This window comes from Sphingomonas sp. AC449, from assembly GCF_979253475.1.
Map to the genome: position 1 here is coordinate 284,347 of NZ_CEEDCZ010000001.1, position 22,663 is coordinate 307,009.

Consider the following 22,663-nt stretch of genomic DNA (forward strand, 5'->3'; position numbering starts at 1 on the left):
TCAATGTCGGCGCGGCGCTGGCTTCCCGCGATCACCTGCCAGGGGCCCCACTGTCGGATGATTAGCGAGATCACGCCGATGCCCGCGAGCACAACGCCCGTCCACACGCCTGATCTCTCCGAGCGGCACCGAGAAGCTCGTCGAGGCCGATGGCTGGACCACCGCCCAGCGTTTCCCGTCGTCGGTCGACTTCCACTTACCCTCGGCAACTTGATCATCGTCATCGCCGTCAATGGCTTGCCCATATGCAGCGCTCTCATCCGCGATGCCGGCGTCGGTGCTTTTTTTCGCCGTGTCCGCGAAGTCAGCCTTGCTCGGGTCGGCTGGGTTGCTGTCGGTCATGATCAACTCCTCTGCTGGAGCGACCTCAACGCGCCATTGCGGTCGGCAGGGCCCGATCGATCTTCCTATCTCACATCAATAGCCGAGAGCTTCCGGCGATGAGCCTTGCTCCGCAGCGGCTGCCTGATTGGCCAGTCTACATGGCCCGTGAACGCGCGCTCTCGTACGCCAGTGTTGCAGCGTTGACCAAGGCCCAGCGACGCGGTGGCAGTTGGCTTACCCCGCTCGTCCTTGCCGCAAAAGCCCACCTCACAGATCAGGAAGGACAAAGCCGATGAGCGCCGCCGTCTTCAACGTCTCAGGCCTCGCCGATCGGTGGGGCTGCGGGACCGACACAATCTACAGCCTGATCCACAGCGGGAATCTGGTTGCCTTCAAGCTGGGCGGAAAGCTGCTCAGGATCCGCGCCGAAGAGGTGGAGCGTTACGAATGTCAGAATATAGCATCCAACGATACCGAGGCGTCCTTGCGATCGTCTGGTTCGAAGACGGCAAACGACACCGGCATTCGCTTGGAACGACTGATCGATCGTCAGGGGAGTCCGCGGCGCGCGCGTTCTGGCAGCGCCGCGCAGTAGGCGGGCAGGCCGACACTGTTGGCGAGGCGGTGCGAGCCTATTTGAAGGCTCGGGCCGGGATGCTGTCAATCAAGCGCGCCGAGGTGGCGTGGAAGGCCGCGCAGGAGTTCTGGGACAAGCTGCCGATCGGTCGCGTCGACATCCAGGCGTCAGAGGATTACCGCGCCCGCCGCGCCCATTGCCGCGCCATCACCGTGCGCAACGAGCTCGCCGTAATCCGCGCCGCGCTGAACTGGGCAGCGAAGCACAAGATGATCACGGCCGCGCCGTTCATCCAGATGCCGAAGTTGCCGGCGTCACAGGTCGGGCACCTCTCGAAGGCGGACTTTCGGAAGCTGGTCGACTCGGCGGTCCGTCCGCACGTGCAGCTGTTCATGAAGCTGGCGGTCGGGACCGGCGCACGGTCCAATGCGCTGCTCGATCTGAAATGGGACCAGGTCGATTTCGCCCGCGGGCTGATCACGCTCAACCCGGTCGATCGGGTGCAGACGAGCAAGTACCGGGCGACCGTGCCGATGAATGCCCAGCTGCGCGCGACGCTTGAGAAAGCGAAGGCCGGGGCGCTGTCGGACTATGTTATCGAGCACGGACTTGAGAAGATCGGGTCGGTGAAGAAGGGGTTCGCCGCGGCGTGCGTGCGGGCGGGCATCAAGGCCACACCGCATATGCTTCGTCACAGCGCAGCCGTCTGGATGGCCGAGCAGGCGGTGCCGATGACGCAGATTGCGCAGTTCCTGGGCCACACGGACAGCAGGATCACCGAGCGCGTGTACGCAAGGTTCGCCCCGCAATTCCTTTCGACAGCAGCGGAGGCTCTTGAATGGTAAGATCGAAGGATGAACGCCCCGAGATCATGATCATCGGGCCGGATATCGATTACGGGCCGGCGCCCGATCGAGTGGTGTTGCCGTACCGCCACAACGTTACTCTATCTCCAGAGCCGCGCGTGTACTTCATCTCCGCAGCTGACGATCGGCTTGAGCAATGCCCGATCAAGATTGGTGCGTCGCGAAGCCCAGTGTCACGTGCTTACGAGATGTCAGCCCATTCACCTTTTCCGCTCGTCGTTCTTGCGTCCGCTCCGGGCGGAGTTGCGCGCGAGCGAGCCTATCAAGAGCGGTTCTCGAGCCTGCGCCTGCACGGCGAATGGTTCGACCGCAGTCCTGAAATCCTACGCCTGATCAAGTGGCTAGGCTCTCGCGAACCAAGGAGCTAAGATGTGAAAAGTGTAAATATGGCTGAAAAGCTGGTGCCCCCGGCGAGATTTGAACACGCGGCCTACGGTTTAGGAAACCGTCGCTCTATCCGGCTGAGCTACGGGGGCATCGAGGCTTTTTAGGTCGGTCGGGCGAGCGGATCAAGCGGGGCCTGCGCGCCGCGGATCCTGTCGTCACATCGCCGGTGATGCCGATCAGGCGACGTCGGCCACTTCGTCGAAGCGGCCGGCGTCGCCTGGCATCACGGTCGGGCTCAGGCCTTCACGTGCTGCGAGATGTACTTGTTCATCTCGAACATCGTGCACTTGTCGCGACCGAAAACCTTCTTGAGCTTCTCGTCGGCGAGGATCTCACGCTTGTTCTCGGGATTCTGAAGATTGTTGGCCTTGATGTAGACCCACACCTTGCTGATCACTTCGCTGCGCGGCAGCTTGTCCTTGCCGACGATCTCAGCGAGCTCGGGAGAGGGCTGGACGGGGGCGTGGATGCCGCCGGTCTTGGGAGCTGTAGCCATAAGCATTCCTTCCTGTTCGCGTGCGTGCGTTAGGCACTGCGCGCGTGGTCACGCCTTGTTGAGCGCGCCCGCCTTGTGCGCTGCCTTGCCGCCATTGTCACTCCTTACGATGTATTGCGGGTCGTCCGAGGAGGCGCGGACGGTGTGTCCCTTGATCTTGGTATCGCTGGTCTGCTTCTTTTCGACCACGCCGTGCGCCTCGCCGCCGGGCGACTTCCAGGTGACCTCGTCGCCCTTTTTGGGATCCTTCACTGTGCCATCTCCTTGATTAGTAAGGATCAAGCGCGTGATTAACGCATTGGTTGCACGGCGCGCGGGTTGCGGATGCCACCACCTCCGGGCATCAGGGCGGCCAGTCAGGAGACCCGTTCATGAAGACCCGCGCTGCCGTCGCGTTCGAAGCGAAAAAACCACTCGAGATCGTCGAGCTCGACCTGGAAGGCCCGAAATTCGGTGAGGTCCTCGTCGAAATCATGGCCACGGGCCTTTGTCACACCGACGCGTACACGCTTGATGGGCTTGATTCGGAAGGTCTTTTCCCGAGCGTTCTTGGCCATGAAGGCGCCGGCATCGTGCGCGAGATCGGCGCGGGCGTGACGAGCGTCGCGGTCGGCGATCACGTCATCCCGCTCTACACGCCCGAATGCCGCCAGTGTAAGTCGTGCCTCAGCGGCAAGACCAACCTGTGCACTGCGATCCGCGCGACACAAGGGAAAGGGCTGATGCCCGACGGCACGACGCGGTTCAGCTACAAGGGCCAGCCGATCTTCCATTACATGGGCTGTTCGACCTTTTCGAACTTCACCGTGCTCCCCGAAATCGCGGTCGCCAAGATCCGCGAGGATGCGCCGTTCGACACGTCCTGCTATATCGGCTGCGGCGTGACGACGGGGGTGGGCGCGGTGGTCCACACGGCGAAGGTCCAGCCCGGCGATACCGTCGTCGTGTTCGGGCTCGGCGGGATCGGGCTGAACGTGATCCAGGGCGCCAAGCTCGCAGGCGCCGGGATGATCGTCGGCGTCGACATCAACCCCGACCGCGAGGAATGGGGGCGTCGCTTCGGCATGACGCACTTCGCCAACCCCAAGGAGGTGGGCGACATCGTCCCCCACATCGTCGCGATGACCGATGGCGGTGCCGACTTCACCTTCGACGCGACCGGGAACACGACCGTGATGCGCCAGGCGCTCGAGGCGTGCCACCGCGGCTGGGGCACGTCGATCGTGATCGGCGTGGCCGAGGCGGGCAAGGAGATCAGCACGCGCCCGTTCCAGCTCGTCACCGGGCGCAACTGGCGCGGGACCGCGTTCGGCGGCGCACGCGGGCGGACCGACACGCCCAAGATCGTCGACTGGTACATGAACGGGATGATCGAGATCGACCCGATGATCACGCACCGCCTGACGCTCGACGAGATCAACAAGGGCTTCGACCTGATGCATGCCGGCGAGAGCATCCGCTCCGTCGTGATCTACTGAGAGGGAACGCCATGTTTTCGCACATCATGATCGGCGCCGACGATATCGGCGCATCGAAGGCGTTCTACGATGCCGCGCTGGGCGCGCTCGGCGTGCCGGCGGGTGTCGTCGATGAATGGGGCCGGGTGATCTACGCGCATGGCGGCAGCCGTTTCCTGCTGACCAGGCCGATCGACGGCGAGCCTGCGACGCACGCCAATGGCGGCACGCTGGGGTTCGCTGCCGAATCGACCGACGCCGCCGATGCGTGGCACGCGGCGGGGCTGGCCGCGGGGGGGACCGCCTGCGAAGATCCCCCCGGCATCCGCGAGGCGACCGGCGGACGCAGGCTGTACCTTGCCTATCTGCGCGATCCGGCCGGCAACAAGCTGTGCGCGCTGCACCGGGTCGCGTGATGGCCATGGAGACGGTTTCCACCACCAAGGCATTTGGCGGAACGCAAGGTGTGTACCGCCATGCATCGGCCGCGACCGGCACCGACATGACCTTTGCAGTCTATGTCCCGCCGCACGACGATGGCGCACGCCTGCCCGTGCTGTGGTTCCTTTCGGGGCTGACCTGCACCCACGCGAACGTCATGGACAAGGGCGAGTATCGACGCGCGTGCGCCGAGCATGGCGTCATCCTGATCGCGCCGGATACGAGCCCGCGCGGCGACGCGGTGCCCGACGACGAGGGCTATGATTTCGGCAAGGGTGCGGGCTTCTACGTCGATGCGACCGAGGAACCCTGGGCCGCGAACTTCGCGATGAAGCGGTATGTCGAGGACGAGCTCCCCGCGCTGATCGCCGCTGAATTCGCCATGGCGGACATGGCGCGGCAGGGGATCATGGGCCATTCGATGGGTGGGCATGGTGCGCTGACGATCGCGCTGCGCAATCCCGACCGGTTCGCGAGCGTCTCGGCGTTCGCGCCCATCGCGTCGCCGCTGCACTGTGCGTGGGGCGAGAAAGCGCTGGGGGGCTATCTCGGCCCGGATCGCGCGGCGTGGCGCGCCTACGACGCGTGTGCGCTGATCGACGACGGCGCGCGGATCGCCGACATCCTCGTCGATCAGGGCGATGCCGACGGCTTCCTGCACGAGCAACTCAAGCCGGACCTGCTCGAGGCGGCGTGTGCCGCCGCGGGGATCGACCTGACGCTGCGGATGCAGCCGGGCTATGATCACAGCTATGCGTTCATATCGACCTTCATGGCGGACCATGTCGCCTGGCATGCGGAACGCCTGGGACCGCGCTGACCGGCACCCTACGGCCAAGCACCGCACACCCGCGCGGCGACGCTGGCCGGTCGCGCGACCGTGCGTTGGCGCCTATACGCTGTATGGGGAACTCCATGGGTGCTGCGGGGACGAGCCGCGGCGGCCCATGCGCCGTGATGCAATGCGGCCGATTTAGACCTATGACACCCTGGACGCCGCAGTCGCGGCAGAATGATGGAGCGCCGTGATGATCGCTGAAACGCCTTTCTCCGATACGGTCGGAGCAGATGGCAAGCTGATCGTCCCGCAAGACGTCGAGGCGGCTATCCGCACGTTGATCCGCTGGACCGGCGACGATCCCACGCGGGAGGGACTGATCGATACGCCGCGACGCGTCGCGCGGGCCTGGAAGGAATATTGCGCGGGCTATGGCGACGATCCCGCCCAACATCTCGCGCGCGTGTTCGAGGAGGTCGGGGGCTATGACGAGATCGTGCTCCTGAAGGACATCCCGTTCCAGTCGCATTGCGAGCATCACATGGCGCCGATCATCGGCAAGGCGCACATCGCCTATCTGCCGCGCAACCATGTCGTCGGGATTTCGAAGCTCGCGCGGGTGCTGCATGGTTTCGCGCGCCGGTTGCAGGTGCAGGAGCGGCTGACCGCAGAAGTGGCGGACTGTATCTGGGAAAACCTCAAACCGCTCGGCGTGGCGGTCGTCATCGAGGCGAGCCACGCGTGCATGACCGCGCGCGGCGTCCGGACGCCGGGGGTCGCGATGGTGACGAGCCGGATGATGGGCGTGTTTCGCGACGACGAGCGCAGCCGCAAGGAGGTGTTGTCGCTGATGGGGCACCGCGCCTGATGCCAGCGCTGTGCCGGACCGTGCTGGTGACGGGCGGGGCGAAACGGCTGGGCGCGGCAATCGTCCGGCGGCTGGCGGCGGACGGGCATGCGGTGGTCGTGCATCAGGGGCATTCGGCGGTCGAAGCCGCGGCGCTGGTCGACGAGATCGCAGCGACCGGCGGGCGTGCGGCGGCGGTCGAAGGCGATCTGAGCGATCTGGGCGCGATCGCCGACCTGTTCGCGGCGGCGCGGGGCGCGATCGGCGGACCCATCGACGGGCTGGTCAACTGCGCATCGAAGTTCGACTTTGATCGGCCGCCCGGAGTCAATCCTGCGCTGTTTGCCGAGCTTGCCGCGATCAATTGTGGCGCGCCGGTGCTGCTCGCGTCGGCGCTCGCGTCGCAGGAGGATGTCCGCGACGGCGCGGTCATCAACCTGCTCGACCAGAAGGTCGCGAACCTCAACCCCGACTTCTTCTCCTACAGCTGCGGCAAGGTTGCGCTGGAGGGGGCGACGGTGATGCTGGCGCAGGCGCTGGGGCCGCGGATCAGCGTCAACGCAGTAGCACCGGGGCTGACGCTGCCGAGCGGCGACCAGACCGATGCCGAGTTCGCGGCGGTGGCGAGCGACAATCTGCTGCGGCGACCGGTTGGTGCGCACGCGGTGGCGGACGCGGTCGCGTGGTTGCTGGCTGCGAAGGGCGTTACCGGACAGACGCTGTTCGTGGATTGCGGCCAGCGTTTCCTCGCGCGCGACGGCGACGTGATGTTCGAGGGGCGCAGCGGGGGGCGTAATGGCTGAATTCACGACGATCCTCGAGGGGCTCGAGGTGCGGATGCGGCTGGGGATCCACCCGCATGAGGTCGCGCCGCAACGCGTGGTCGTCGCGGTCGAGATGACGGTCGCGTATCCGGCGCCGCTCGGCGAGGATGCGATCGAGGAGGTGCTCGATTATGATTTCGTCCGCGAGGGGATCCTCGCGCTCGCGGCAAACCGGCCGTTCGCGTTGCAGGAGACACTGTGCGAGGCGATCGCCGCGCTGTGCCTTGGCGATGCGCGCGTGCGGCGGGTGAAGGTGCGGACGGTGAAGGCCGACGTCTATCCCGATGCGCGGGTCGGCTGCGAAATCATCCGCGAGCGCTAAGCCTAACCCCGTCATCCTGACGAAAGTCAGGATCCAGAGCCACGCGCGCCAGCGTCCGTGGCTCTGGATCCTGGGTCAAGCCCAGGATGACGGTGATGGTTTGGTTCAGGCGCGGTTCGCTGCCGACAGAACCGCGCGCACCGAGGCGGTGGCGATGTCGGTGTCCATGCCGACACCAAACACCGTCTTGCCCGCCGCAGTCCGGCATTCGACATACGCTGCTGCCTGCGCATCCGCGCCGTGACCGATCGCGTGCTCGTTGTAATCCACCACGTCGAGCGTCGGGCCGGTCGAGTCCGCGATCGCCGCGATCACGCCCGAGATCAGCCCGTTGCCGCGCCCCGAGATCGACCGTTCCTCGCCATCGATCGCGACGCGGCCGATGAAGACGCGCTGGCCCGCGGTGCCGCTCTCCTCGTAATCGCGCAAGGTCACGCGGTCGTCCGCCTGCGGCATGTAGGTCCGCTCGAACAGGCTCCAGATGTCCGCGGCATTCAGCTCGCGGCTCGTCTGGTCGGCATAGGCCTGGACGTGGCGGCTGAAGTCGGCCTGCAACCGCTTGGGGAGTTTCAGCCCCTTGTCCTGTTCGATCACCCAGGCGACGCCGCCCTTGCCCGACTGCGAGTTGACGCGGATCACCGCCTCGTAGCTGCGGCCCAGGTCGGCGGGGTCGATCGGAAGATACGGGACCTCCCACAGCGTGTCGTTCTTCGCCTCCTGCGCGGCGAATCCCTTCTTGATCGCGTCCTGATGACTGCCCGAAAACGCGGTGAAGACGAGGTCGCCGGCATAGGGCGTGCGCGGGTGGACGGGGATGTTGGTGCAGTAGTTGACCGTGTTTACGACGCCGTCGATGTCCGACAGGTCGAGCTTCGGGTCGACGCCTTGCGTGTACATGTTGAGCGCGACGGTCACGAGATCGCAATTGCCCGTGCGCTCGCCATTGCCGAGCAGGCAGCCCTCGACCCGGTCCGCGCCCGCCATCATGCCGAGTTCGGCGGCGGCGACGCCGGTGCCGCGGTCGTTATGCGTGTGCAGGCTGATCGCGACCGAGTCACGGTTGCGGATGTAGCGGCCGAACCATTCGATCTGGTCGGCATAGATGTTCGGCGTCGCGCACTCGACGGTGGCGGGCAGGTTGAAGATGATCGGATTGTCGGGCGTTGGCATCAGGACGTCCATCACCGCCTCGCAGACCTCGAGGCTGAACTCGAGCTCGGCGGTCGAGAAGGTCTCGGGCGAATATTCGAACTGCCAGCGGACGTTCGGCTGCTTGGCGGCCTCGTCGCGCAGCACCTTGGCGCCGTCGATCGCGATCTGCTTCACCTGCGCGCGGTCCATGCCGAACACGATCTTGCGCCATGCCGGGCTGACCGCGTTGTAGAGATGGACGATCGCGGTCTTCGCGCCGACGAGGCTGGCGAAGCTCGTCTCGATCAGGTCGCGGCGCGATTGCGTCAGCACCTGGATCGACACGTCGTCGGGGATTCGGCCGGTCTTCACGAGCCCCGAGATGAAGTCGAATTCGGTCGCGCCGGCGCTCGGGAAGCCGACCTCGATCTCCTTCAGCCCGACCTTGCAGAGCAGGTCGAAGAAGCGAGTCTTCTTCTCGGCATCCATCGGGTCGATCAGCGCCTGGTTGCCGTCGCGAAGATCGGTCGACAGCCAGCGTGGCGGCGTGACGATCGTCTTAGACGGCCATTGGCGGTCGGGCAGGTCAATTTGCGGGAAGGGTCGGTATTTGGTCGATGGGTCGCGCAGCATGGCTCGTGTCTCTCGTGATCGGGAGCGTTCGGGTCAGCCCTTAGGCGCGAGGCGCGGGGGCTGGCCACCACGCAAACGATCGGCGCGCCTAAGGGCGCGTAAGTCGTAGCAGCAGGAGGCGACCGTGAGTCATTGCGTCTTCCCTATCGCGCGGACACGGTAAATGTCCAGCGCGATAGGGCAGGGTTACGTATTATTGCGCAGCGAACGCCGCGTTGATCGTCAGGTCGACGCGATCCGAGACGACCGGTACGGCCGTACCGAGCCCGAAATCGCTGCGCTTGATCGAACTCGTCGCGCGGAAGCCGAAGTTCACCTTCTTGTTCATCGGGTTCGTGCCCGCGCCGACGAACGTCGCCTGCAGCACGACGGGCTTGGTGATGCCCTTGATCGTCAGGTCACCCGTGATCGTCGCCTTGTCGCCAGTCGCGACGACCTTGGTCGAGACGAACTTGGCGGTCGGGTGCGTGGCGACGTCGAAGAAATCCTTCGACTTGAGATGGCCGGTGAACGGTGCGGAGGTCACCGACAGCTGGTCGATCGCGAAATTGACCTCGACCTTGGTCGCGTTCGGCTTGGCGGGATCGATCATGATGCTGCCGCCCGATGCGCCGAACTGACCTTCGAGCATCGAGAAGCCCATATGGTTGACCTGCCACGTGACCTGCGTGTGGTTGGGGTCGACCGCATAGGTGCCGGCGGCGACGCGGGCCTTGACGGGGGCGCCGGGGACGGCGGCGGTCTGGGCCAATACCGGCGCGGCGGTGAGGGCGAGGATCGTGGCTAGGACTAGGCGCATGCGGGGTCTCCTGTTTGATGCGCGATGCTGGCCGAGCGGCTGCGCTGCGTCAAACGGCGTTATGCCAACGCTGTGTTTCAGATTTTTGTCGGTGGGGGGTAGCTTGTTCCCCCGCGGACGCGGGGGAACAAGGGCGGCTGGGGGAGGGGCTGGAGCGAGGGTAGCAGGGAACGGGAGTGGTGTAGGAGGAGGAGTGGTGCAGGAGCGGGAGTGGTGGGGAGAGGAGCGCTTACCCCCAAAACGCCACCACCCCGGCGAAGGCCGGGGCCCAATTGGGGGACGTCGGTAACGAAGCATCGTTCTCCGTTACTACAACCTTGCCAATTGGACCCCGGCCTTCGCCGGGGTGGATAGGGGGTGTTGGGGCGAGCGACGCCCATGCCCCACGCCCGCCCGTCGGCCACGGCGAAGCCGCGCCCTATGGGCGGGCTCCGTCGTGCCGGCCGGTCGATAAAGCGAAAACTGACGACGTCAGTTTTTAGCTTTGTCGACCAGAGCATTCTTCCCGATCCATGGCATCATCCCGCGCAGCTCGCTGCCGATCTTCTCGATCGGATGCGCCAGCGCCTGCTTGCGCGCGGCCTTCAGCTCGGGCTGGCCCGCGCGGTTGTCGAGGATGAAGTTCTTGACGAAGCGGCCCGACTGGATGTCGGCGAGCACACGCTTCATCTCGGCCTTGGTCTCCGAGGTGATGATCCGCGGACCCGTGGTGATGTCGCCATATTCGGCGGTGTTCGAGATCGAATAGCGCATGTTGGCGATGCCGCCCTCATAGAGCAGGTCGACGATCAGCTTGGTCTCGTGCAGGCACTCGAAATAGGCCATTTCGGGGGCGTATCCGGCCTCGGTCAGCGTCTCGAACCCGGCCTGGATCAGATGCGTGATGCCGCCGCAGAGCACGGCCTGCTCGCCGAACAGATCGGTCTCGCATTCCTCGCGGAAGTTGGTCTCGATGATGCCCGAGCGACCGCCGCCGACGCCGCTGGCATAGGCAAGCGCGATGTCGTGCGCGTTGCCCGACTTGTCCTGGTCGATCGCGATCAGGCAGGGGACGCCGCCGCCGCGGACATATTCGCTGCGCACGGTGTGGCCGGGGCCCTTGGGCGCGATCATGATGACGTCGAGATCGGCGCGCGGCTCGATCAGACCGAAATGGACGTTGAGGCCATGAGCAAAAGCAATGGTCGCACCCTGCTTGAGATTGTCGTGCAGGTCGGTCGCGTAGATCGCCGCCTGATGCTCGTCGGGGGCGAGGATCATGACGATGTCCGCCCAGGCGGCCGCCTCGGCGTTCGACTTGACTGCGAAGCCGGCCTCGATCGCTTTCTTGGCGGTCGCCGAGCCCTCACGCAGCGCGATCGCAACGTCCTTGACGCCCGAATCGCGAAGGTTCTGCGCGTGGGCGTGGCCCTGCGAGCCATAACCGACGATCGCGATCTTCTTGTCGGTGATCAGGTTCAGGTCGGCGTCGCGATCGTAATAGACACGCATTGGGAGAGTCCTTTCTTGAAGCGTTGCATTGGAAAGCGTCGGCGCCCGCACATCCGTCATACCAGCGAAAGCTGGTATCTCATGCGGCTCCTGCAGGACAGGAGCCGCGGGAGACCCCAGCGTTCGCTGGGGTGACGGAGTTGGGGGCGGCGGGCTTCGTTAAAACTCGTGGGGTAAATTCAGGCCGGCTCTTTGCCGCGGGCGATCGCGACGATGCCGGTTCGGGCGACTTCGATCAGGCCGACTTCGCCCATGAGTTCGACGAACTTGTCGATCTTGTCGATCCCGCCGGTCACCTCGAACACGAAGCTCGACGTCGTCGCATCGACGACGCGTGCGCGGTAGACGTCGGCAAGGCGGAGCGCCTCGATCCGGTGGTCGCTGGTGCCGCGCACCTTAACCAGCGCCAGCTCGCGTTCGACATGCGCGCCCTGCGCGGTCAGGTCGGTGACCTTGTGGACGGGGACGAGCCGGTCGAGCTGCGCGAGGATCTGCTCCATCGTCGCGGGCGATGCGCTGGTGACGATCGTGATGCGGCTGACCGCCTTGTCGGCGGTGATCTCCGACACGGTCAGGCTCTCGATATTATAGCCGCGCGCGGTGAACAGGCCGGCGATCCGGGCGAGGATGCCCGGTTCGTTGTCGACGATGACGGCGAGCGTGTGCCGCTCGGCCTTTTCCTGGGAAATATGCATCAAACCAGCGCCTTCGCTTCGTCGTCCATCGTGCCCGACACTTCGTTCGCCTGCAGGATCATGTCTGTATGCGCCGCCCCCGATGGAATCATCGGGAAGCAGTTGGTCAGCTGCGACACGCGGCAATCGACGATCACCGGGCCGTCATAGGCCAGCATCTCCGCGATCCCGCTGTCGAGCTGGTCGCGCGTCTCGATCAGGATGCCCTTCCAGCCATACGCTTCGCCCAGCTTCACGAAATCAGGCAGCGAGTCCGAATAGCTCTCGGCGTAGCGGCTCTCATAGGTAAGCTCCTGCCACTGGCGGACCATGCCCATATACTGGTTGTTGAGGATGAAGATCTTCACCGGCAACCGGTATTGCGTCGCGGTCGCCAGCTCCTGGATGTTCATCTGGATCGACGCCTCGCCGGCGATGTCGATCACCAGCGCGTTCGGGTTGCCGAGCTGCGCGCCGATCGCGGCGGGCAGGCCATAGCCCATCGTGCCGAGACCGCCCGAGGTGAGCCACTTGTTCGGCTTCTCGAACCCGAAATGCTGGGCTGCCCACATCTGGTGCTGGCCGACCTCGGTCGTGATGATCGGGTTGCGCACGTGCGTCGCGTCGAACAGCGCCCGGATCGCGCGCTGCGGCATGATCGCGTTCGGGTCGTTCTCTGGGAAGTCGAGGCACCGGACCGCACGCCAGCCGGCGATCCGACGCTGCCAGTCGGTGGTGTCGGGCTTGGGATGCTGGCGGCTCTTCCAGATCCGCACCATGTCCTCGAGCGCATGGCCGACGTCCGCGATGATACCGAGATCGACGCGCACCGTCTTGTTCACCGACGAGCGATCGATGTCGATATGCACTTTCCGCGAGTTCGGGCTGAACGCGTCGAGCCGCCCCGTCACGCGGTCGTCGAACCGACTGCCGAGCGCGACGACGAGGTCGGCCTGGTTCATCGCCATGTTGGCCTCGTAGGTGCCGTGCATCCCGAGCATGCCGAGCCACTGCTCGCCGCTCGCAGGATAGGCGCCGAGACCCATCAGCGTCGATGTCACCGGTGCGCCGGTGATGCGGACGAGCTCGCACAGCAGCTGGCTCGCGGCCGGGCCCGAATTGATGATGCCGCCGCCGGTGTACAGGATCGGGCGTTCGGCCGCGGCGAGCATGTCGACGAGCTGTTCGATCTGGCTCTGGTCGGCCTTCACCTGCGGGCGATAGGTCTTGTGCTGGATCGGGCCGGGCTTTGAGTAGCGCGCGGTGGCGACCTGCACGTCCTTGGGGATGTCGACGACCACCGGCCCCGGACGACCCGAGGTGGCGATGTGGAACGCCTCGTGGATCACGCCGCCGAGCTTGGCGGGATCCTTCACGAGATAATTGTGCTTCGAACAATGGCGCGTGATGCCGACGGTATCGGCCTCCTGGAACGCATCGGTGCCGATCAGCGCGGTCGGCACCTGCCCGGTGATCACGACCATCGGGATCGAATCCATCAGCGCATCGGTGATCCCGGTGACCGCATTGGTCGCGCCGGGCCCCGAGGTGACGAGCACCACGCCGGGCTTGCCGGTCGAGCGGGCATAGCCCTCCGCCGCGTGCGTCGCCGCCTGTTCGTGGCGCACCAGGATGTGCTTGATCCGGCCGCTGCGGAACAGCGCGTCGTAGATCGGCAGCACGGCACCACCCGGATAGCCGAACACGACCTCCACGCCGAGATCGCACAGCGCCTCGATCAGGATATCGGCTCCACTCTTCTCGGTCATCACGTCAAAATCCTTTCGAATGCGCCGCCTTTAGCGCCTCGTGGAGGGGGCGGCTACCGATATAAAAGATGCGTGTCAAACATCATTTGAGCAATATAGTTTCAAATTGCTGCAGGCGCGTTGGAAAATCGAGCGCATCGGTGCGCGTCCAGGCGGCCGGGGGCTGGTGCCTGAGCCAGGTATATTGCCGCTTGGCATAGCGTCGCGTGGCGAGCGATCCGGCCGCGATTGCATCGGTCTTCGACGTCTCGCCGCGGACGAGTGCGGCGATTTCGGGGACGCCGATCGCGCGGCGGATCGGTGCATCCTGCGGGATGTCGGTGCGGGCCAGGAGCGCGGCGATTTCGCTCTGGCTGGTCTCGGTCATCTCGGCGAAGCGCTGATCGATGCGTACGTTCAGCCAGTCGCGGTCGGGGATGAGGATCAGCGCGCGGACGTCAAGGCGGTCGCCGATCCCGCCCACCCGTTCGGTCTGCCAGTCGGCGAGCGTGCGGCCTGTGCCGCGGACCACCTCCAGCGCGCGCGCGACGCGCGTGGTGTCAGCCGCGTTGAGCCGCGCGGCGGCGGGCGGGTCGAGCAGGGCGAGGGCGGCATGTGCCTCGGCGACGGGGAGCGCGCGGATCTGCTCGCGAAGCGCCGGATCGGTTGCGGGGACGGGGGCGATGCCGTCGAGCAGCGTGCGGACGTAGAGGCCGGTGCCGCCGACCAGGATCGGCAGTCTGCCCTCGGCGAGCGTGGCGTCGATCGCGCGCGTCGCCTCGGCGGCCCAGCGTGCGGCGGAATAGGTCGCGTCGGCGGCGTCGACATGGCCGAACAGGCAGTGCGGGGCGCTCGCTTCCTCCTCGGCCGAAGGGCGCGCGGTTAGGATGCGGAGATCGGCATAGACCTGCGCGGAATCGACGTTGATGACGACGCCGTGGTGGCGCGCGGCGATCGCGAGCGCGAGCGCGGACTTGCCGCTCGCGGTCGGCCCTGCGATGAGCGCGACCTTCGGGAGATGTTCTATGTTCACGGCAACGCTTATAGCCTCGGGCACGCTGACCGCAGGCGATATTTCGACCGCGATGGACCGGCTGCGCGACGCGGGTTGCGCACCGGGCGCGAGCGGCTGGATCGACGAGGGCGATGCCGCCGACCTGATCTTCGGGATGGCGCCCGACGCGGCACGGACCGCGCTTGAGGGGGCGTTCGGCAAGACCGACGTGGTGGTCCAGCCGAGCCACACGCGCACCAAGACGTTGCTGGTCGCGGACATGGATTCGACGATGATCACCGTCGAGTGCATCGACGAGCTGGCGGATTATGCGGGCATCAAGCCGCAGATCGCGGAGATCACCGAACGCGCGATGCGCGGCGAGCTCGATTTCGAGGCGGCGCTCGATGCGCGCGTGGCGCTTCTCAAGGGGCTGGCGGAGAGCGATATCGAACGCTGCCTGGCCGAGCGCGTGACGATCATGCCGGGCGCCAAGGCGCTTGTGCAGACGATGCGGTCGCGCGGCGCGCTGGCGGTGCTGGTGTCGGGCGGGTTCACACGGTTCGCGGAGCCAGTGGCAAAAGCGATCGGCTTCGACCGCGCGATCGCCAACGTGCTTGAGGTTGCGGATGGCGTGCTGACGGGAACGGTGACGAAGCCGGTCGTCGGGTCGGCGACCAAGCTGACGACGCTCAACGCGGCGATCGCCGAGCGGGGGATCGCGGTGGAAGAGGCGCTTGCGGTGGGTGACGGCGCGAACGATCTGGCGATGATCGAGGCGGCGGGGCTGGGGGTCGCATTCCGTGCGAAACCGATCGTCGCGGCGGCCGCGGCGGCGCGCGTCGATCATGGCGACCTGACCGCGCTCCTCCATGCGCAGGGACTGCCTCGGCGAGACTGGATCGTCGCCTGACGCCCTGACAACCGACGTGAAGGCGCGCATGCATGTCGTCTGAGTTGTTGATATAAGTTAGCGGGTTTACCACTCCGGCCTTGTTACCCGACCAATGCGTTTTAAGGGGCTTGCTCAACGCGTTACGAGGAATGGTCGACGGGATGGATGCGGGCTGGAATGTTGAGCGGTTCAAGGAATTCACGGGCGCGGACGTCGCGGACATCGAGCGGTTCAAGCAGATGGCGGGGCCGTCGATACGGCTGAAGCGCGGCGATATCGTACGGCGCCAAGGCTCGTCCGATCCCCAGGTCTACATGCTGATCAGCGGTTGGGTGACGTGCAGCATCAACGTCGGGCATGGCGCACGGCAGATCGTGAAGGTGCATCTGCCCGGCGATCTGGTCGGGATGCCCAGCATCGCGGCAAGCACGGCGTGCGACACGATCCAGACGCTGAGCGACGTGACGATGGGGGTGGTCGAGACCACGGCGATCGGCCGTGTCTTCGCCGAGAACCCCCGGCTTGCCGCGCTGTTCTTCCTCGTCGCGCAGCAGGAACGCGTGCTGCTGATGGAGCGCCTTGCCTCGATCGGGCGCACCAGCGCGATCAGCCGCGTCGCCGCGCTGATGCTCGAACTGCGGTCGCGGTTGCGGCGGAGCGATGCGGCGGTCGACACCGCGTTCCCGGCCCCCCTGACGCAGGAGGATATCGGCGATCTGACGGGGCTGACCCCGGTCTATGTCAATCGGACGCTTCGGCAGCTGCGTACCGAGGGGGTCGCGGTCTGGCGCCGCGGCGAGATCACGATCACCGATTATCCCCGGCTGATCGACTATGCCGAGCTGCCGCAGCGCGCCGAGCGCGATATCAGCTGGATTCCGGCGCGAACCACATGAGATGACCGAGGCGACGGACGTGCCCGGACGCGGGCAGGTCCGTCGCCGGACGCGTCAGGGATTGACGACGACGCAGGGCTGCCCCGACGCGGCACAGGCGCGGGTCGCATCCGCGCGCGTCGCGAACCCGCCGGCCTGAAGCCGCGTGACGGCGCCGGCGGCGACATAGCTCGGCTGTGCACCAGGCAGCTTCCCGCGGACACGGCTCCACAGCGTCTCGGCATTGGCACGGTCGCGGAACGCGCCGAGCTGGATCCGCCATTTGCCCGACGCGCGTGCTGTGGCTGGCGCCGGTTTCGCCGGTGCGGGCTTGGGCGCTGCCTTGGGGGCAGGTTTGGCCGGTGCCTCGGGCTTCGGCGCCGGCTTTTCGGCCTCGCGGGCAGGCGCTGCCGTGCGTGCGGGGCTGGGAGCGACACGCGGTGGCTGTGCCGGTGTCGAGGACGGAACGGGCGTGCGGACGATCGGTGCGGGCGCCTGCTGCGGGCGAATGGTGGCGGGAGCGCTGGCCTGCGCCAGCTTTTGCTGCGCGGCGATCTGCTGGGCGAGCGCGGTACCGCGCTGACGATCCTCGGCGGTGATGTACTGATCCATCTGCGCGAGCGTCTGCGAGGCGGATTGCAGCCCCGCGCTGCTGGCGCGCGTCATCAAGGCATAGGCACGGGGATAGTCGCGGGGCACGCCGTCGCCGTTGAACAGCATCGTTCCCAGCACCAGCTGCGTGCGGGGTTCGCCGCGTGCCACCGACTTCTCGAGCCAGGGCAGTGCCTCCGACTTCTTGCCCGCCTGGAACAGGGCGAGCCCGTAATTGTCCTGCGCCTGAACGTGTCCTTGCGCCGCCGCCTTGCGGAACCAGCTTTCCGCAAGCGCGGGGTCGAGCGGGACGCCGCGCCCGAGCTTGTACGCCTGGGCGAGGTTGAACTGGGCGTCGGCGTCACCGGCGATCGCGAGTGGCCGCCACTGGTCGATCGCGGTGCGATAGTCGCCGCGGCTCCATGCGTCGACGCCCGCCTTCACATCCGCCGCCGCCGGTACAGCGGCGCAGGCGGCTGCCATCGCCACCGCGCCGAAAAACACGTTCCGCATCGTCCACCTCATCGAAGCCATTGCCGTTCCTCATGCCGTCATAGCCCGGTGAAGGCAAAGATCACGTTAAGCCTTTTGCCGCGCACCGCGGGGGCGATTCCTGCCTCCGCGTTAACCGCTTCTTATCCGCCATCATGGCATTCCCGACGATATTCGAGATAGGCATTCAAGGGGTTGGCGGATTCATGCGCGTTCTGGCGTTGGCATCGCAGAAGGGGGGATCGGGCAAGACCACGCTGTCGGGCCATCTCGCGGTGCAGGCCGAGCGCGCCGGCCACGGGCCGGTCGTGCTGATCGACATCGACCCCCAGGCGTCGCTCACGGACTGGTGGAACGAGCGCGAGGACGAGACGCCGGCGTTCGCGCAGACGACGGTTTCGCGGCTGGCCGCCGATCTCGAGATCCTTCGTCTCCAGGGGTTCAAGCTGGCGCTGATCGATACGCCGCCCGCGATCACCATCGCGATCCAGAGCGTGATCGCGGTCGCCGAGCTGATCGTCATCCCGACCCGGCCGAGCCCGCATGACCTGCGCGCGGTGGGGGCTACCGTCGACCTGTGCGACCGTGCCGGCAAACCGCTGATCTTCGTCGTGAACGCGGCGACGCCCAAGGCGCGAATCACCGGCGAGGCGATCGTCGCACTGTCGCAGCACGGGACGGTCGCGCCGATCACGATCCACCAGCGCACCGACTTCGCCGCGTCGATGATCGACGGCCGGACGGTGATGGAGGTCGATGCCCGGAGCAAGTCGGCGGCCGAGGTCGAGTCGCTCTGGACCTATATCTGCGACCGGCTCGAGAAGAATTTCCGGCGTACGGTGTTCGCGGTTCCGGTACATCCGGCACCCCGAGGCCAGCGCACCGCGCCTGTGGGCTTCGGTCGCCGCGTCGTGGGGGAGGGGGCATGACGCCGAACCCGAAGCCGCTGGCATCGCTGTCGTCGGCATTGCTGGCGCGCACGCCGGGCGATCGCCGCGGGCCAAGGCGCATGGCGCTCAGCCTGCCGGCCGCCGACATGGCGATGGCGATGGCGATGGCGAACGAACTCGCGGACGATCCGGTGATCCCTGCCAAGGTCAAGCGGATCGCCTTCACGCTGCGGCTCGAGCCTGCGCGGCACGCGCGGCTGAAACAGGCGAGTGCGGCGACGGGACGATCCGCGCAGCATCTGCTGACCGCGGCGCTGGACGCCTTTCTAGAGACAGTGCCCGGGGAGGATGCGATCGACGCGCCTTCCGACGACGGGCGACACGTAAACCGGTGGGGTTTGATCCGATGAAGACGCGCGTTTTCCTTTCGATGGGCCTGTCTGCGCTGGTCCTTGGCGGCACGATGGTCGGGTGCAGTGCATCCGACGGCGGCACCGGCATCGCCTCGGCGAGCAGCCGCGACGATGCGTTTGCGGCGAAGGCGGGGATGGCGAACGCGCGCCGCGCGCAAGCGGCGCTCGCCAAGCGCGATGGTGACGGCGCTGTGCGGTACGCCGAGGCTGCCGTGGGAATGATGCCGCAATCCGCCGATTATCGCCTGCTGCTGGCGCAAGGCTATCTCGAGGCGGGTCGGTTCACCTCCGCACGACAGGGATTTGCCGATGCGCTCGCGCTGGCCCCCGAGAATGGCAAGGCGGCGTTGAACCTCGCGCTGATGCAGACCGCGGGGGGCGACTGGCAGGCGGCACGGCTCACGCTGGCGCAGCACGCGGCGATCATCCCGGCGAGCGATCGCGGGCTGGCGCTGGCGCTGGCGGGGGATGCGCAGGGCGCGATCACGCTTCTTACCGATGTCGCCCGTTCGTCCGAGAGCAACGCCAAGGTCCGGCAGAATCTTGCGCTCAGTCTCGCGCTTGCGGGCCAGTGGCAGGCTGCACGCGTCGTCGCGGCGACCGATCTCGCACCGGCCGACGTCGATGTCCGGCTCGCGCAATGGGCCGCCTTCGCGCAGCCCGCCGCGGCCCATGAGCAGATTGCCGCGCTGCTCGGCGTTCGCGCGGTGGCAGATGCGGGGCAACCGGTCGCGCTGGCGCTCAACCGCGCGCCGCTGATGGCACCGATGGCGCTGGCCTCGGGCGCGGCACCGGTCGAAGCACTGGCGCCGGCGACTACGGACGGAACCGACGACCGTCGTGCCTTCGCGGCGGTTGGTCAGGACGATGCGACGGCAACGCCGGGCGTCGTCGCAGGGTTTTCAAAGGTGACGTTCGCGCCCCGGCGCGAGATCGTCCAGGCGCTGCCGTCGCGAAGCCCCGCGATGATGCTGCGTGACGCCACGCCGCGGCTCGCCGACCGCAGCACGGGTGTTGCACCCGATACCGCGGCGTCGGCCGTACAGGCGGCGGCAATGCGGTCTGCGATCCCGGCACGCTCGGGCGACTGGTATGTCCAGATCGGCGCCTATGACACGGTTGGCGTGGCGAAGGATGCCTGGACCCGCGCGACACGGCGCTTTGCGGCATTTGCCGGCCAGCAGCCCAACGGGATGACGTTCAGGGCGAACGGCGACGCGTTCTACCGCTTGTCGGTCGGGGGCTTCAGCCGCGGCGAGGCGGACCGGCTCTGCCGCCGCTATCGCACGACGGGGGGCGCGTGCTTCGTCCGCGAGGGCGCGGGCGACCAGATGGCGCAGTGGCTGCGAAAGGGCGGGATGCAGGTGGCTTCGCGGTAACCGACCGGGATCGCCGCGCAGACGTCTTGGCGGGCTATCCCGCTTCAGACGATCTCGCGGCCGCCCTTCCACACGCGCAGCACTTTTCCCTGCACCGGTAGCCCGTCGAACGGCGTGTTGTTCGCGCTCGCGGCAAACGCGTCGCCGGTGATCTGCCACGGCGCATCCGCGTCGAACAGGAGCAGGTCGGCGGGCTTGCCGACCTCGAGCGTTCCGGTGTCGAGCCCGAGCACCGCGGCGGGGTTGCGCGCGAGCAGCGCGAACAGCCGGTCGAGCGTCGCGTGCCCGTCGCGCACGAGCATCAGTGCGAGCGGCAGGAGCGTCTCGGCACCCGCCATCCCCGCGGTCGAATCGGCGAAGGGCAGGCGCTTTTCCTCGGGACCGCGCGGGTCGTGCGCCGAGCAGATCACGTCGATCGTACTGTCGGCGACCGCCGCGAGCGCGGCCTGACGATCCGATTCGCTCCTGAGCGCGGGCGAGAGATGCGCGAAGCTGCGGAAATCGCTGACCGCGATATCGGACAGATGGAGATGTGCGGGCGTGATGCCGCACGTCACGGCGACGCCGCGGCGCTTGGCCGCGCGGATCAGGTCGAAGCCCGCGGCGGTCGTGACCTGGCGGACATGGAGGCGCGCGCCGGTCTCCTCCGCCAGCATCAGGTCGCGCGCGATCGCGAGCGCCTCGGCGATCGCGGGAGCGGCGGGCAGGCCGAGCCGCGTCGCGGTCTCGCCCGCGGTCGCGACCGCGCCATTGGTCAGCCCGCCATCCTCGGCATGCGTGACGACGGCGATGTCGAGGTCGCGCGCATAGGCGAGCACGCGGTGCATGACGCCGGTGTCCGCGATCCAGCGCTTGCCGGTGCCGACCGCGCGCGCCCCCGCCGACAGGCAGACCGCCATTTCGGCGAGGTCGGTGCCGGCGAGCCCCTGAGTCGCGGCGGCGATCGGGTGGATCCACAGATCGGGCTTGCCGATCAATGCGGCACGCTGGACGATGCCGGGATCGTCGAGCACGGGCGACTGGTCGGGCATCAGCCCGACGCGGACAATGCCGCCCGCGCGGAACGCGGCACGGTCAATCCGCGCGACGCCAAGGTCGACGATGCCGGGCGCGATCGTCTTGCCCGCGCAGTCGATCGTCTGCGCCTCGGCGGGGATCTCGACCAGCCCTGTTGCAACGACGACGCCGTCGCGGACGAGCAGATTGCCCGTGGTGACGCCGCCGACGGGGCAGGCGAGCGTCGCATTGGTGAGCGCGAGGATCATGCCCAGCCCTCCACGCCGCGCGATCGGCGGGTCAGCACGTCGAGACACGCCATCCGCACCGCGACGCCCATCTCGACCTGTTCGGTGATCGCGGATCGGGCGTGGTCGGCGACCGCCGAATCGATCTCGACGCCGCGGTTCATCGGGCCGGGGTGCATCACCAGCGCATCGGGCGCGGCGCGCGCGAGCCGGTCGAGCGTCAGCCCGTAGCGTATCCGGTATTCACGCGTGGAAGGCACGTACGCGCCGTCCATCCGCTCGTTCTGAAGCCGGAGCATCATGACCACGTCGGCGCCCTCCAGCGCGGCATCGAAATCGGTGAAGGGGGTCACCCCCATCTTGTGGATCGCGGCGGGCATCAGCGTCGAGGGTGCGCAGACGCGGACCTCGGCGGCGAGCGCGGTGAGCGCGAGGATGTTCGACCGTGCGACGCGGCTGTGGAGCACGTCGCCGCAGATCACGACGCGCTGCCCCGCGATCGACCCGCGGCGGCGGCGGATCGTCAGCGCGTCGAGCAGCGCCTGGGTCGGATGTTCGTGGCGGCCGTCGCCCGCGTTCAGGACGGGACAATCGACCTTGTCCGCGATCAGCCGCACCGCGCCGCTCGACATGTGGCGGATGACGATGACGTCCGCGCGCATCGCGTTCAGCGTCATCGCGGTGTCGATCAGCGTCTCGCCCTTCTTCACGCTCGACTGCGCGGCGTGCATGTTGACGACGTCGGCGCCGAGCCTTTTGCCCGCGATCTCGAACGACAGCAGCGTGCGCGTGCTGTTCTCGAAGAACGCGTTGATCTGCGTGAGCCCGGCGAGCCGCTTGTCGGGGGTCGCATGGGTGCGGTTCGCCTCGACCCAGGTCTCCGCTTCGTCGAGCAGGAACGCGATCTCGTGCGGCTGGAGCCCGTCGATCCCGGTGAGGTGCCGGTGCGGGAAGACGGCGCCGCCCTCGATAAGGGTGGCGGGGCGGTGATCTGAACGTTGCATCAAGCGCGCTGGGTAGTGGGCTGCGGCGGCGGGGGCAAGGTTTGCCGCCGTCTTTGCCGACGTCTTTGCCCCAGGGGCGTGGATGGTTAAC

Annotated in this window: 26 protein-coding genes and 1 tRNA gene; 14 read left to right on the top strand and 13 right to left on the bottom strand. The window is 67.0% G+C overall.

Annotated elements, in window-relative coordinates; all coding sequences use genetic code 11:
• Positions 1–342, bottom strand: a complete 342-nt coding sequence (locus tag AC0CH3_RS01380; protein WP_465237493.1) for a hypothetical protein — start codon at positions 340–342, stop codon at positions 1–3.
• A gap of 274 nt (positions 343–616) precedes the next feature.
• Here AC0CH3_RS01380 and AC0CH3_RS01385 point away from each other — a divergent pair, with 274 nt between their 5' ends.
• The 3 genes from AC0CH3_RS01385 to AC0CH3_RS01395 all read left to right on the top strand — a co-directional run bounded on the left by AC0CH3_RS01385 (position 617) and on the right by AC0CH3_RS01395 (position 2,135).
• Positions 617–919, top strand: a complete 303-nt coding sequence (locus AC0CH3_RS01385; protein WP_465237494.1) for a helix-turn-helix transcriptional regulator — start codon at positions 617–619, stop codon at positions 917–919.
• A gap of 83 nt (positions 920–1,002) precedes the next feature.
• A complete protein-coding gene (locus tag AC0CH3_RS01390) occupies positions 1,003–1,746 on the top strand; it encodes a tyrosine-type recombinase/integrase (protein WP_465237495.1) in 744 nt (247 codons plus the stop codon).
• Positions 1,740–2,135: a GIY-YIG nuclease family protein gene (locus tag AC0CH3_RS01395; RefSeq protein WP_465237496.1), complete on the top strand. Its 396-nt coding sequence runs from the start codon at positions 1,740–1,742 to the stop codon at positions 2,133–2,135. The genes AC0CH3_RS01390 and AC0CH3_RS01395 overlap by 7 nt, the downstream gene beginning before the upstream one ends.
• A 31-nt stretch (positions 2,136–2,166) precedes the next feature.
• Here AC0CH3_RS01395 and AC0CH3_RS01400 read toward each other — a convergent pair.
• The 3 genes from AC0CH3_RS01400 to AC0CH3_RS01410 form a co-directional block, all read right to left on the bottom strand.
• Positions 2,167–2,243, bottom strand: a tRNA-Arg gene (locus AC0CH3_RS01400).
• Between the two features lie 146 nt (positions 2,244–2,389).
• Positions 2,390–2,650: an SWIB/MDM2 domain-containing protein gene (locus tag AC0CH3_RS01405; protein ID WP_056015904.1), complete on the bottom strand. Its 261-nt coding sequence runs from the start codon at positions 2,648–2,650 to the stop codon at positions 2,390–2,392.
• A gap of 48 nt (positions 2,651–2,698) precedes the next feature.
• Positions 2,699–2,902 carry a hypervirulence associated TUDOR domain-containing protein gene (locus AC0CH3_RS01410; protein WP_056015902.1) on the bottom strand — a complete coding sequence of 68 codons (204 nt, stop codon included), beginning with the start codon at positions 2,900–2,902 and terminating at the stop codon, positions 2,699–2,701.
• Positions 2,903–3,021: 119 nt separating this feature from the next.
• Here AC0CH3_RS01410 and AC0CH3_RS01415 point away from each other — a divergent pair, with 119 nt between their 5' ends.
• The 6 genes from AC0CH3_RS01415 to AC0CH3_RS01440 all read left to right on the top strand — a co-directional run bounded on the left by AC0CH3_RS01415 (position 3,022) and on the right by AC0CH3_RS01440 (position 7,319).
• On the top strand, positions 3,022–4,128 hold the full coding sequence (locus AC0CH3_RS01415; RefSeq protein WP_354301508.1) for an S-(hydroxymethyl)glutathione dehydrogenase/class III alcohol dehydrogenase: 1,107 nt from the start codon (positions 3,022–3,024) through the stop codon (positions 4,126–4,128).
• 11 nt (positions 4,129–4,139) lie between these two features.
• Positions 4,140–4,523 (top strand): VOC family protein, encoded by a 384-nt coding sequence (locus AC0CH3_RS01420; protein WP_354301510.1) that lies wholly within the window; start codon positions 4,140–4,142, stop codon positions 4,521–4,523.
• On the top strand, positions 4,523–5,368 hold the full coding sequence (fghA, locus tag AC0CH3_RS01425; protein ID WP_354301511.1) for an S-formylglutathione hydrolase: 846 nt from the start codon (positions 4,523–4,525) through the stop codon (positions 5,366–5,368). Before AC0CH3_RS01420 ends, fghA begins: the two co-directional genes overlap by 1 nt.
• A gap of 208 nt (positions 5,369–5,576) precedes the next feature.
• A complete protein-coding gene (gene folE, locus AC0CH3_RS01430) occupies positions 5,577–6,194 on the top strand; it encodes a GTP cyclohydrolase I FolE (protein ID WP_056015896.1) in 618 nt (205 codons plus the stop codon).
• A complete protein-coding gene (locus AC0CH3_RS01435; protein ID WP_354301513.1) occupies positions 6,194–6,976 on the top strand; it encodes an SDR family NAD(P)-dependent oxidoreductase in 783 nt (260 codons plus the stop codon). The genes folE and AC0CH3_RS01435 overlap by 1 nt, the downstream gene beginning before the upstream one ends.
• Positions 6,969–7,319, top strand: coding sequence for a dihydroneopterin aldolase (locus AC0CH3_RS01440; protein WP_354301515.1), 351 nt, complete (start codon positions 6,969–6,971; stop codon positions 7,317–7,319). The genes AC0CH3_RS01435 and AC0CH3_RS01440 overlap by 8 nt, the downstream gene beginning before the upstream one ends.
• A gap of 105 nt (positions 7,320–7,424) precedes the next feature.
• Here AC0CH3_RS01440 and leuA read toward each other — a convergent pair whose 3' ends face one another.
• From leuA to miaA, 6 genes are all read right to left on the bottom strand, one after another.
• A complete protein-coding gene (leuA, locus tag AC0CH3_RS01445; RefSeq protein WP_354301516.1) occupies positions 7,425–9,083 on the bottom strand; it encodes a 2-isopropylmalate synthase in 1,659 nt (552 codons plus the stop codon).
• A gap of 193 nt (positions 9,084–9,276) precedes the next feature.
• On the bottom strand, positions 9,277–9,882 hold the full coding sequence (locus tag AC0CH3_RS01450; protein ID WP_354301518.1) for a YceI family protein: 606 nt from the start codon (positions 9,880–9,882) through the stop codon (positions 9,277–9,279).
• A gap of 471 nt (positions 9,883–10,353) precedes the next feature.
• Positions 10,354–11,373: a ketol-acid reductoisomerase gene (ilvC, locus tag AC0CH3_RS01455; RefSeq protein ID WP_055872745.1), complete on the bottom strand. Its 1,020-nt coding sequence runs from the start codon at positions 11,371–11,373 to the stop codon at positions 10,354–10,356.
• A 179-nt stretch (positions 11,374–11,552) separates the two neighbouring features.
• Positions 11,553–12,068: an acetolactate synthase small subunit gene (gene ilvN, locus AC0CH3_RS01460; RefSeq protein ID WP_465237497.1), complete on the bottom strand. Its 516-nt coding sequence runs from the start codon at positions 12,066–12,068 to the stop codon at positions 11,553–11,555.
• The gene (locus tag AC0CH3_RS01465; RefSeq protein WP_354301520.1) at positions 12,068–13,816 is read right to left on the bottom strand and encodes an acetolactate synthase 3 large subunit; all 1,749 of its coding nucleotides are present in this window, start codon (positions 13,814–13,816) and stop codon (positions 12,068–12,070) included. Before AC0CH3_RS01465 ends, ilvN begins: the two co-directional genes overlap by 1 nt.
• Before the next feature lie 82 nt (positions 13,817–13,898).
• Complete coding sequence (gene miaA / locus AC0CH3_RS01470; RefSeq protein ID WP_354301522.1) at positions 13,899–14,828, bottom strand: tRNA (adenosine(37)-N6)-dimethylallyltransferase MiaA; 930 nt, start codon at positions 14,826–14,828, stop codon at positions 13,899–13,901.
• Between miaA and serB the strand changes: the two genes are divergently transcribed.
• Both serB and AC0CH3_RS01480 read left to right on the top strand, forming a co-directional pair.
• Positions 14,821–15,702: a phosphoserine phosphatase SerB gene (gene serB / locus AC0CH3_RS01475; RefSeq protein WP_354301524.1), complete on the top strand. Its 882-nt coding sequence runs from the start codon at positions 14,821–14,823 to the stop codon at positions 15,700–15,702. The genes miaA and serB overlap by 8 nt on opposite strands.
• Before the next feature lie 143 nt (positions 15,703–15,845).
• Positions 15,846–16,580 carry a Crp/Fnr family transcriptional regulator gene (locus tag AC0CH3_RS01480; protein ID WP_354301526.1) on the top strand — a complete coding sequence of 245 codons (735 nt, stop codon included), beginning with the start codon at positions 15,846–15,848 and terminating at the stop codon, positions 16,578–16,580.
• A 54-nt stretch (positions 16,581–16,634) separates the two neighbouring features.
• On the opposite strand, the gene AC0CH3_RS01485 is transcribed toward AC0CH3_RS01480, so the two are convergent.
• A complete protein-coding gene (locus AC0CH3_RS01485) occupies positions 16,635–17,663 on the bottom strand; it encodes an SPOR domain-containing protein (RefSeq protein ID WP_465237498.1) in 1,029 nt (342 codons plus the stop codon).
• A 185-nt stretch (positions 17,664–17,848) separates the two neighbouring features.
• Between AC0CH3_RS01485 and AC0CH3_RS01490 the strand changes: the two genes are divergently transcribed.
• From AC0CH3_RS01490 to AC0CH3_RS01500, 3 genes are read left to right on the top strand one after another with little or no spacing between them, the layout of a single operon-like run.
• A complete protein-coding gene (locus AC0CH3_RS01490) occupies positions 17,849–18,571 on the top strand; it encodes a ParA family protein (RefSeq protein ID WP_354301530.1) in 723 nt (240 codons plus the stop codon).
• On the top strand, positions 18,568–18,942 hold the full coding sequence (locus tag AC0CH3_RS01495; protein ID WP_354301532.1) for a hypothetical protein: 375 nt from the start codon (positions 18,568–18,570) through the stop codon (positions 18,940–18,942). Before AC0CH3_RS01490 ends, AC0CH3_RS01495 begins: the two co-directional genes overlap by 4 nt.
• The gene (locus AC0CH3_RS01500) at positions 18,939–20,324 is read left to right on the top strand and encodes an SPOR domain-containing protein (protein ID WP_465237499.1); all 1,386 of its coding nucleotides are present in this window, start codon (positions 18,939–18,941) and stop codon (positions 20,322–20,324) included. Before AC0CH3_RS01495 ends, AC0CH3_RS01500 begins: the two co-directional genes overlap by 4 nt.
• A 44-nt stretch (positions 20,325–20,368) precedes the next feature.
• Here the strand turns inward: AC0CH3_RS01500 and AC0CH3_RS01505 are convergent, their stop codons facing one another.
• A complete protein-coding gene (locus AC0CH3_RS01505) occupies positions 20,369–21,589 on the bottom strand; it encodes a dihydroorotase (RefSeq protein WP_354301536.1) in 1,221 nt (406 codons plus the stop codon).
• Positions 21,586–22,572, bottom strand: coding sequence for an aspartate carbamoyltransferase catalytic subunit (locus tag AC0CH3_RS01510; protein ID WP_354301538.1), 987 nt, complete (start codon positions 22,570–22,572; stop codon positions 21,586–21,588). The genes AC0CH3_RS01505 and AC0CH3_RS01510 overlap by 4 nt, the downstream gene beginning before the upstream one ends.
• Positions 22,573–22,663 lie beyond the last annotated feature (91 nt).

Bases quoted from the DNA above. Each gene is read 5' to 3' on its own strand.
- AC0CH3_RS01485 (WP_465237498.1), bottom strand. From the start codon at position 17,663: ATGCGGAACGTGTTTTTCGGCGCGGTGGCGATGGCAGCCGCCTGCGCC.
- AC0CH3_RS01480 (WP_354301526.1), top strand. From the start codon at position 15,846: ATGGATGCGGGCTGGAATGTTGAGCGGTTCAAGGAATTCACGGGCGCG.
- leuA (WP_354301516.1), bottom strand. From the start codon at position 9,083: ATGCTGCGCGACCCATCGACCAAATACCGACCCTTCCCGCAAATTGAC.
- AC0CH3_RS01405 (WP_056015904.1), bottom strand. From the start codon at position 2,650: ATGGCTACAGCTCCCAAGACCGGCGGCATCCACGCCCCCGTCCAGCCC.
- ilvN (WP_465237497.1), bottom strand. From the start codon at position 12,068: ATGCATATTTCCCAGGAAAAGGCCGAGCGGCACACGCTCGCCGTCATC.
- ilvC (WP_055872745.1), bottom strand. From the start codon at position 11,373: ATGCGTGTCTATTACGATCGCGACGCCGACCTGAACCTGATCACCGAC.
- AC0CH3_RS01385 (WP_465237494.1), top strand. From the start codon at position 617: ATGAGCGCCGCCGTCTTCAACGTCTCAGGCCTCGCCGATCGGTGGGGC.
- AC0CH3_RS01420 (WP_354301510.1), top strand. From the start codon at position 4,140: ATGTTTTCGCACATCATGATCGGCGCCGACGATATCGGCGCATCGAAG.
- AC0CH3_RS01435 (WP_354301513.1), top strand. From the start codon at position 6,194: ATGCCAGCGCTGTGCCGGACCGTGCTGGTGACGGGCGGGGCGAAACGG.
- folE (WP_056015896.1), top strand. From the start codon at position 5,577: ATGATCGCTGAAACGCCTTTCTCCGATACGGTCGGAGCAGATGGCAAG.
- AC0CH3_RS01440 (WP_354301515.1), top strand. From the start codon at position 6,969: ATGGCTGAATTCACGACGATCCTCGAGGGGCTCGAGGTGCGGATGCGG.
- AC0CH3_RS01510 (WP_354301538.1), bottom strand. From the start codon at position 22,572: ATGCAACGTTCAGATCACCGCCCCGCCACCCTTATCGAGGGCGGCGCC.
- serB (WP_354301524.1), top strand. From the start codon at position 14,821: ATGTTCACGGCAACGCTTATAGCCTCGGGCACGCTGACCGCAGGCGAT.
- AC0CH3_RS01380 (WP_465237493.1), bottom strand. From the start codon at position 342: ATGACCGACAGCAACCCAGCCGACCCGAGCAAGGCTGACTTCGCGGAC.
- AC0CH3_RS01495 (WP_354301532.1), top strand. From the start codon at position 18,568: ATGACGCCGAACCCGAAGCCGCTGGCATCGCTGTCGTCGGCATTGCTG.
- AC0CH3_RS01450 (WP_354301518.1), bottom strand. From the start codon at position 9,882: ATGCGCCTAGTCCTAGCCACGATCCTCGCCCTCACCGCCGCGCCGGTA.
- AC0CH3_RS01500 (WP_465237499.1), top strand. From the start codon at position 18,939: ATGAAGACGCGCGTTTTCCTTTCGATGGGCCTGTCTGCGCTGGTCCTT.
- fghA (WP_354301511.1), top strand. From the start codon at position 4,523: ATGGCCATGGAGACGGTTTCCACCACCAAGGCATTTGGCGGAACGCAA.
- AC0CH3_RS01395 (WP_465237496.1), top strand. From the start codon at position 1,740: ATGGTAAGATCGAAGGATGAACGCCCCGAGATCATGATCATCGGGCCG.
- AC0CH3_RS01505 (WP_354301536.1), bottom strand. From the start codon at position 21,589: ATGATCCTCGCGCTCACCAATGCGACGCTCGCCTGCCCCGTCGGCGGC.
- AC0CH3_RS01415 (WP_354301508.1), top strand. From the start codon at position 3,022: ATGAAGACCCGCGCTGCCGTCGCGTTCGAAGCGAAAAAACCACTCGAG.
- AC0CH3_RS01465 (WP_354301520.1), bottom strand. From the start codon at position 13,816: ATGACCGAGAAGAGTGGAGCCGATATCCTGATCGAGGCGCTGTGCGAT.
- AC0CH3_RS01490 (WP_354301530.1), top strand. From the start codon at position 17,849: ATGCGCGTTCTGGCGTTGGCATCGCAGAAGGGGGGATCGGGCAAGACC.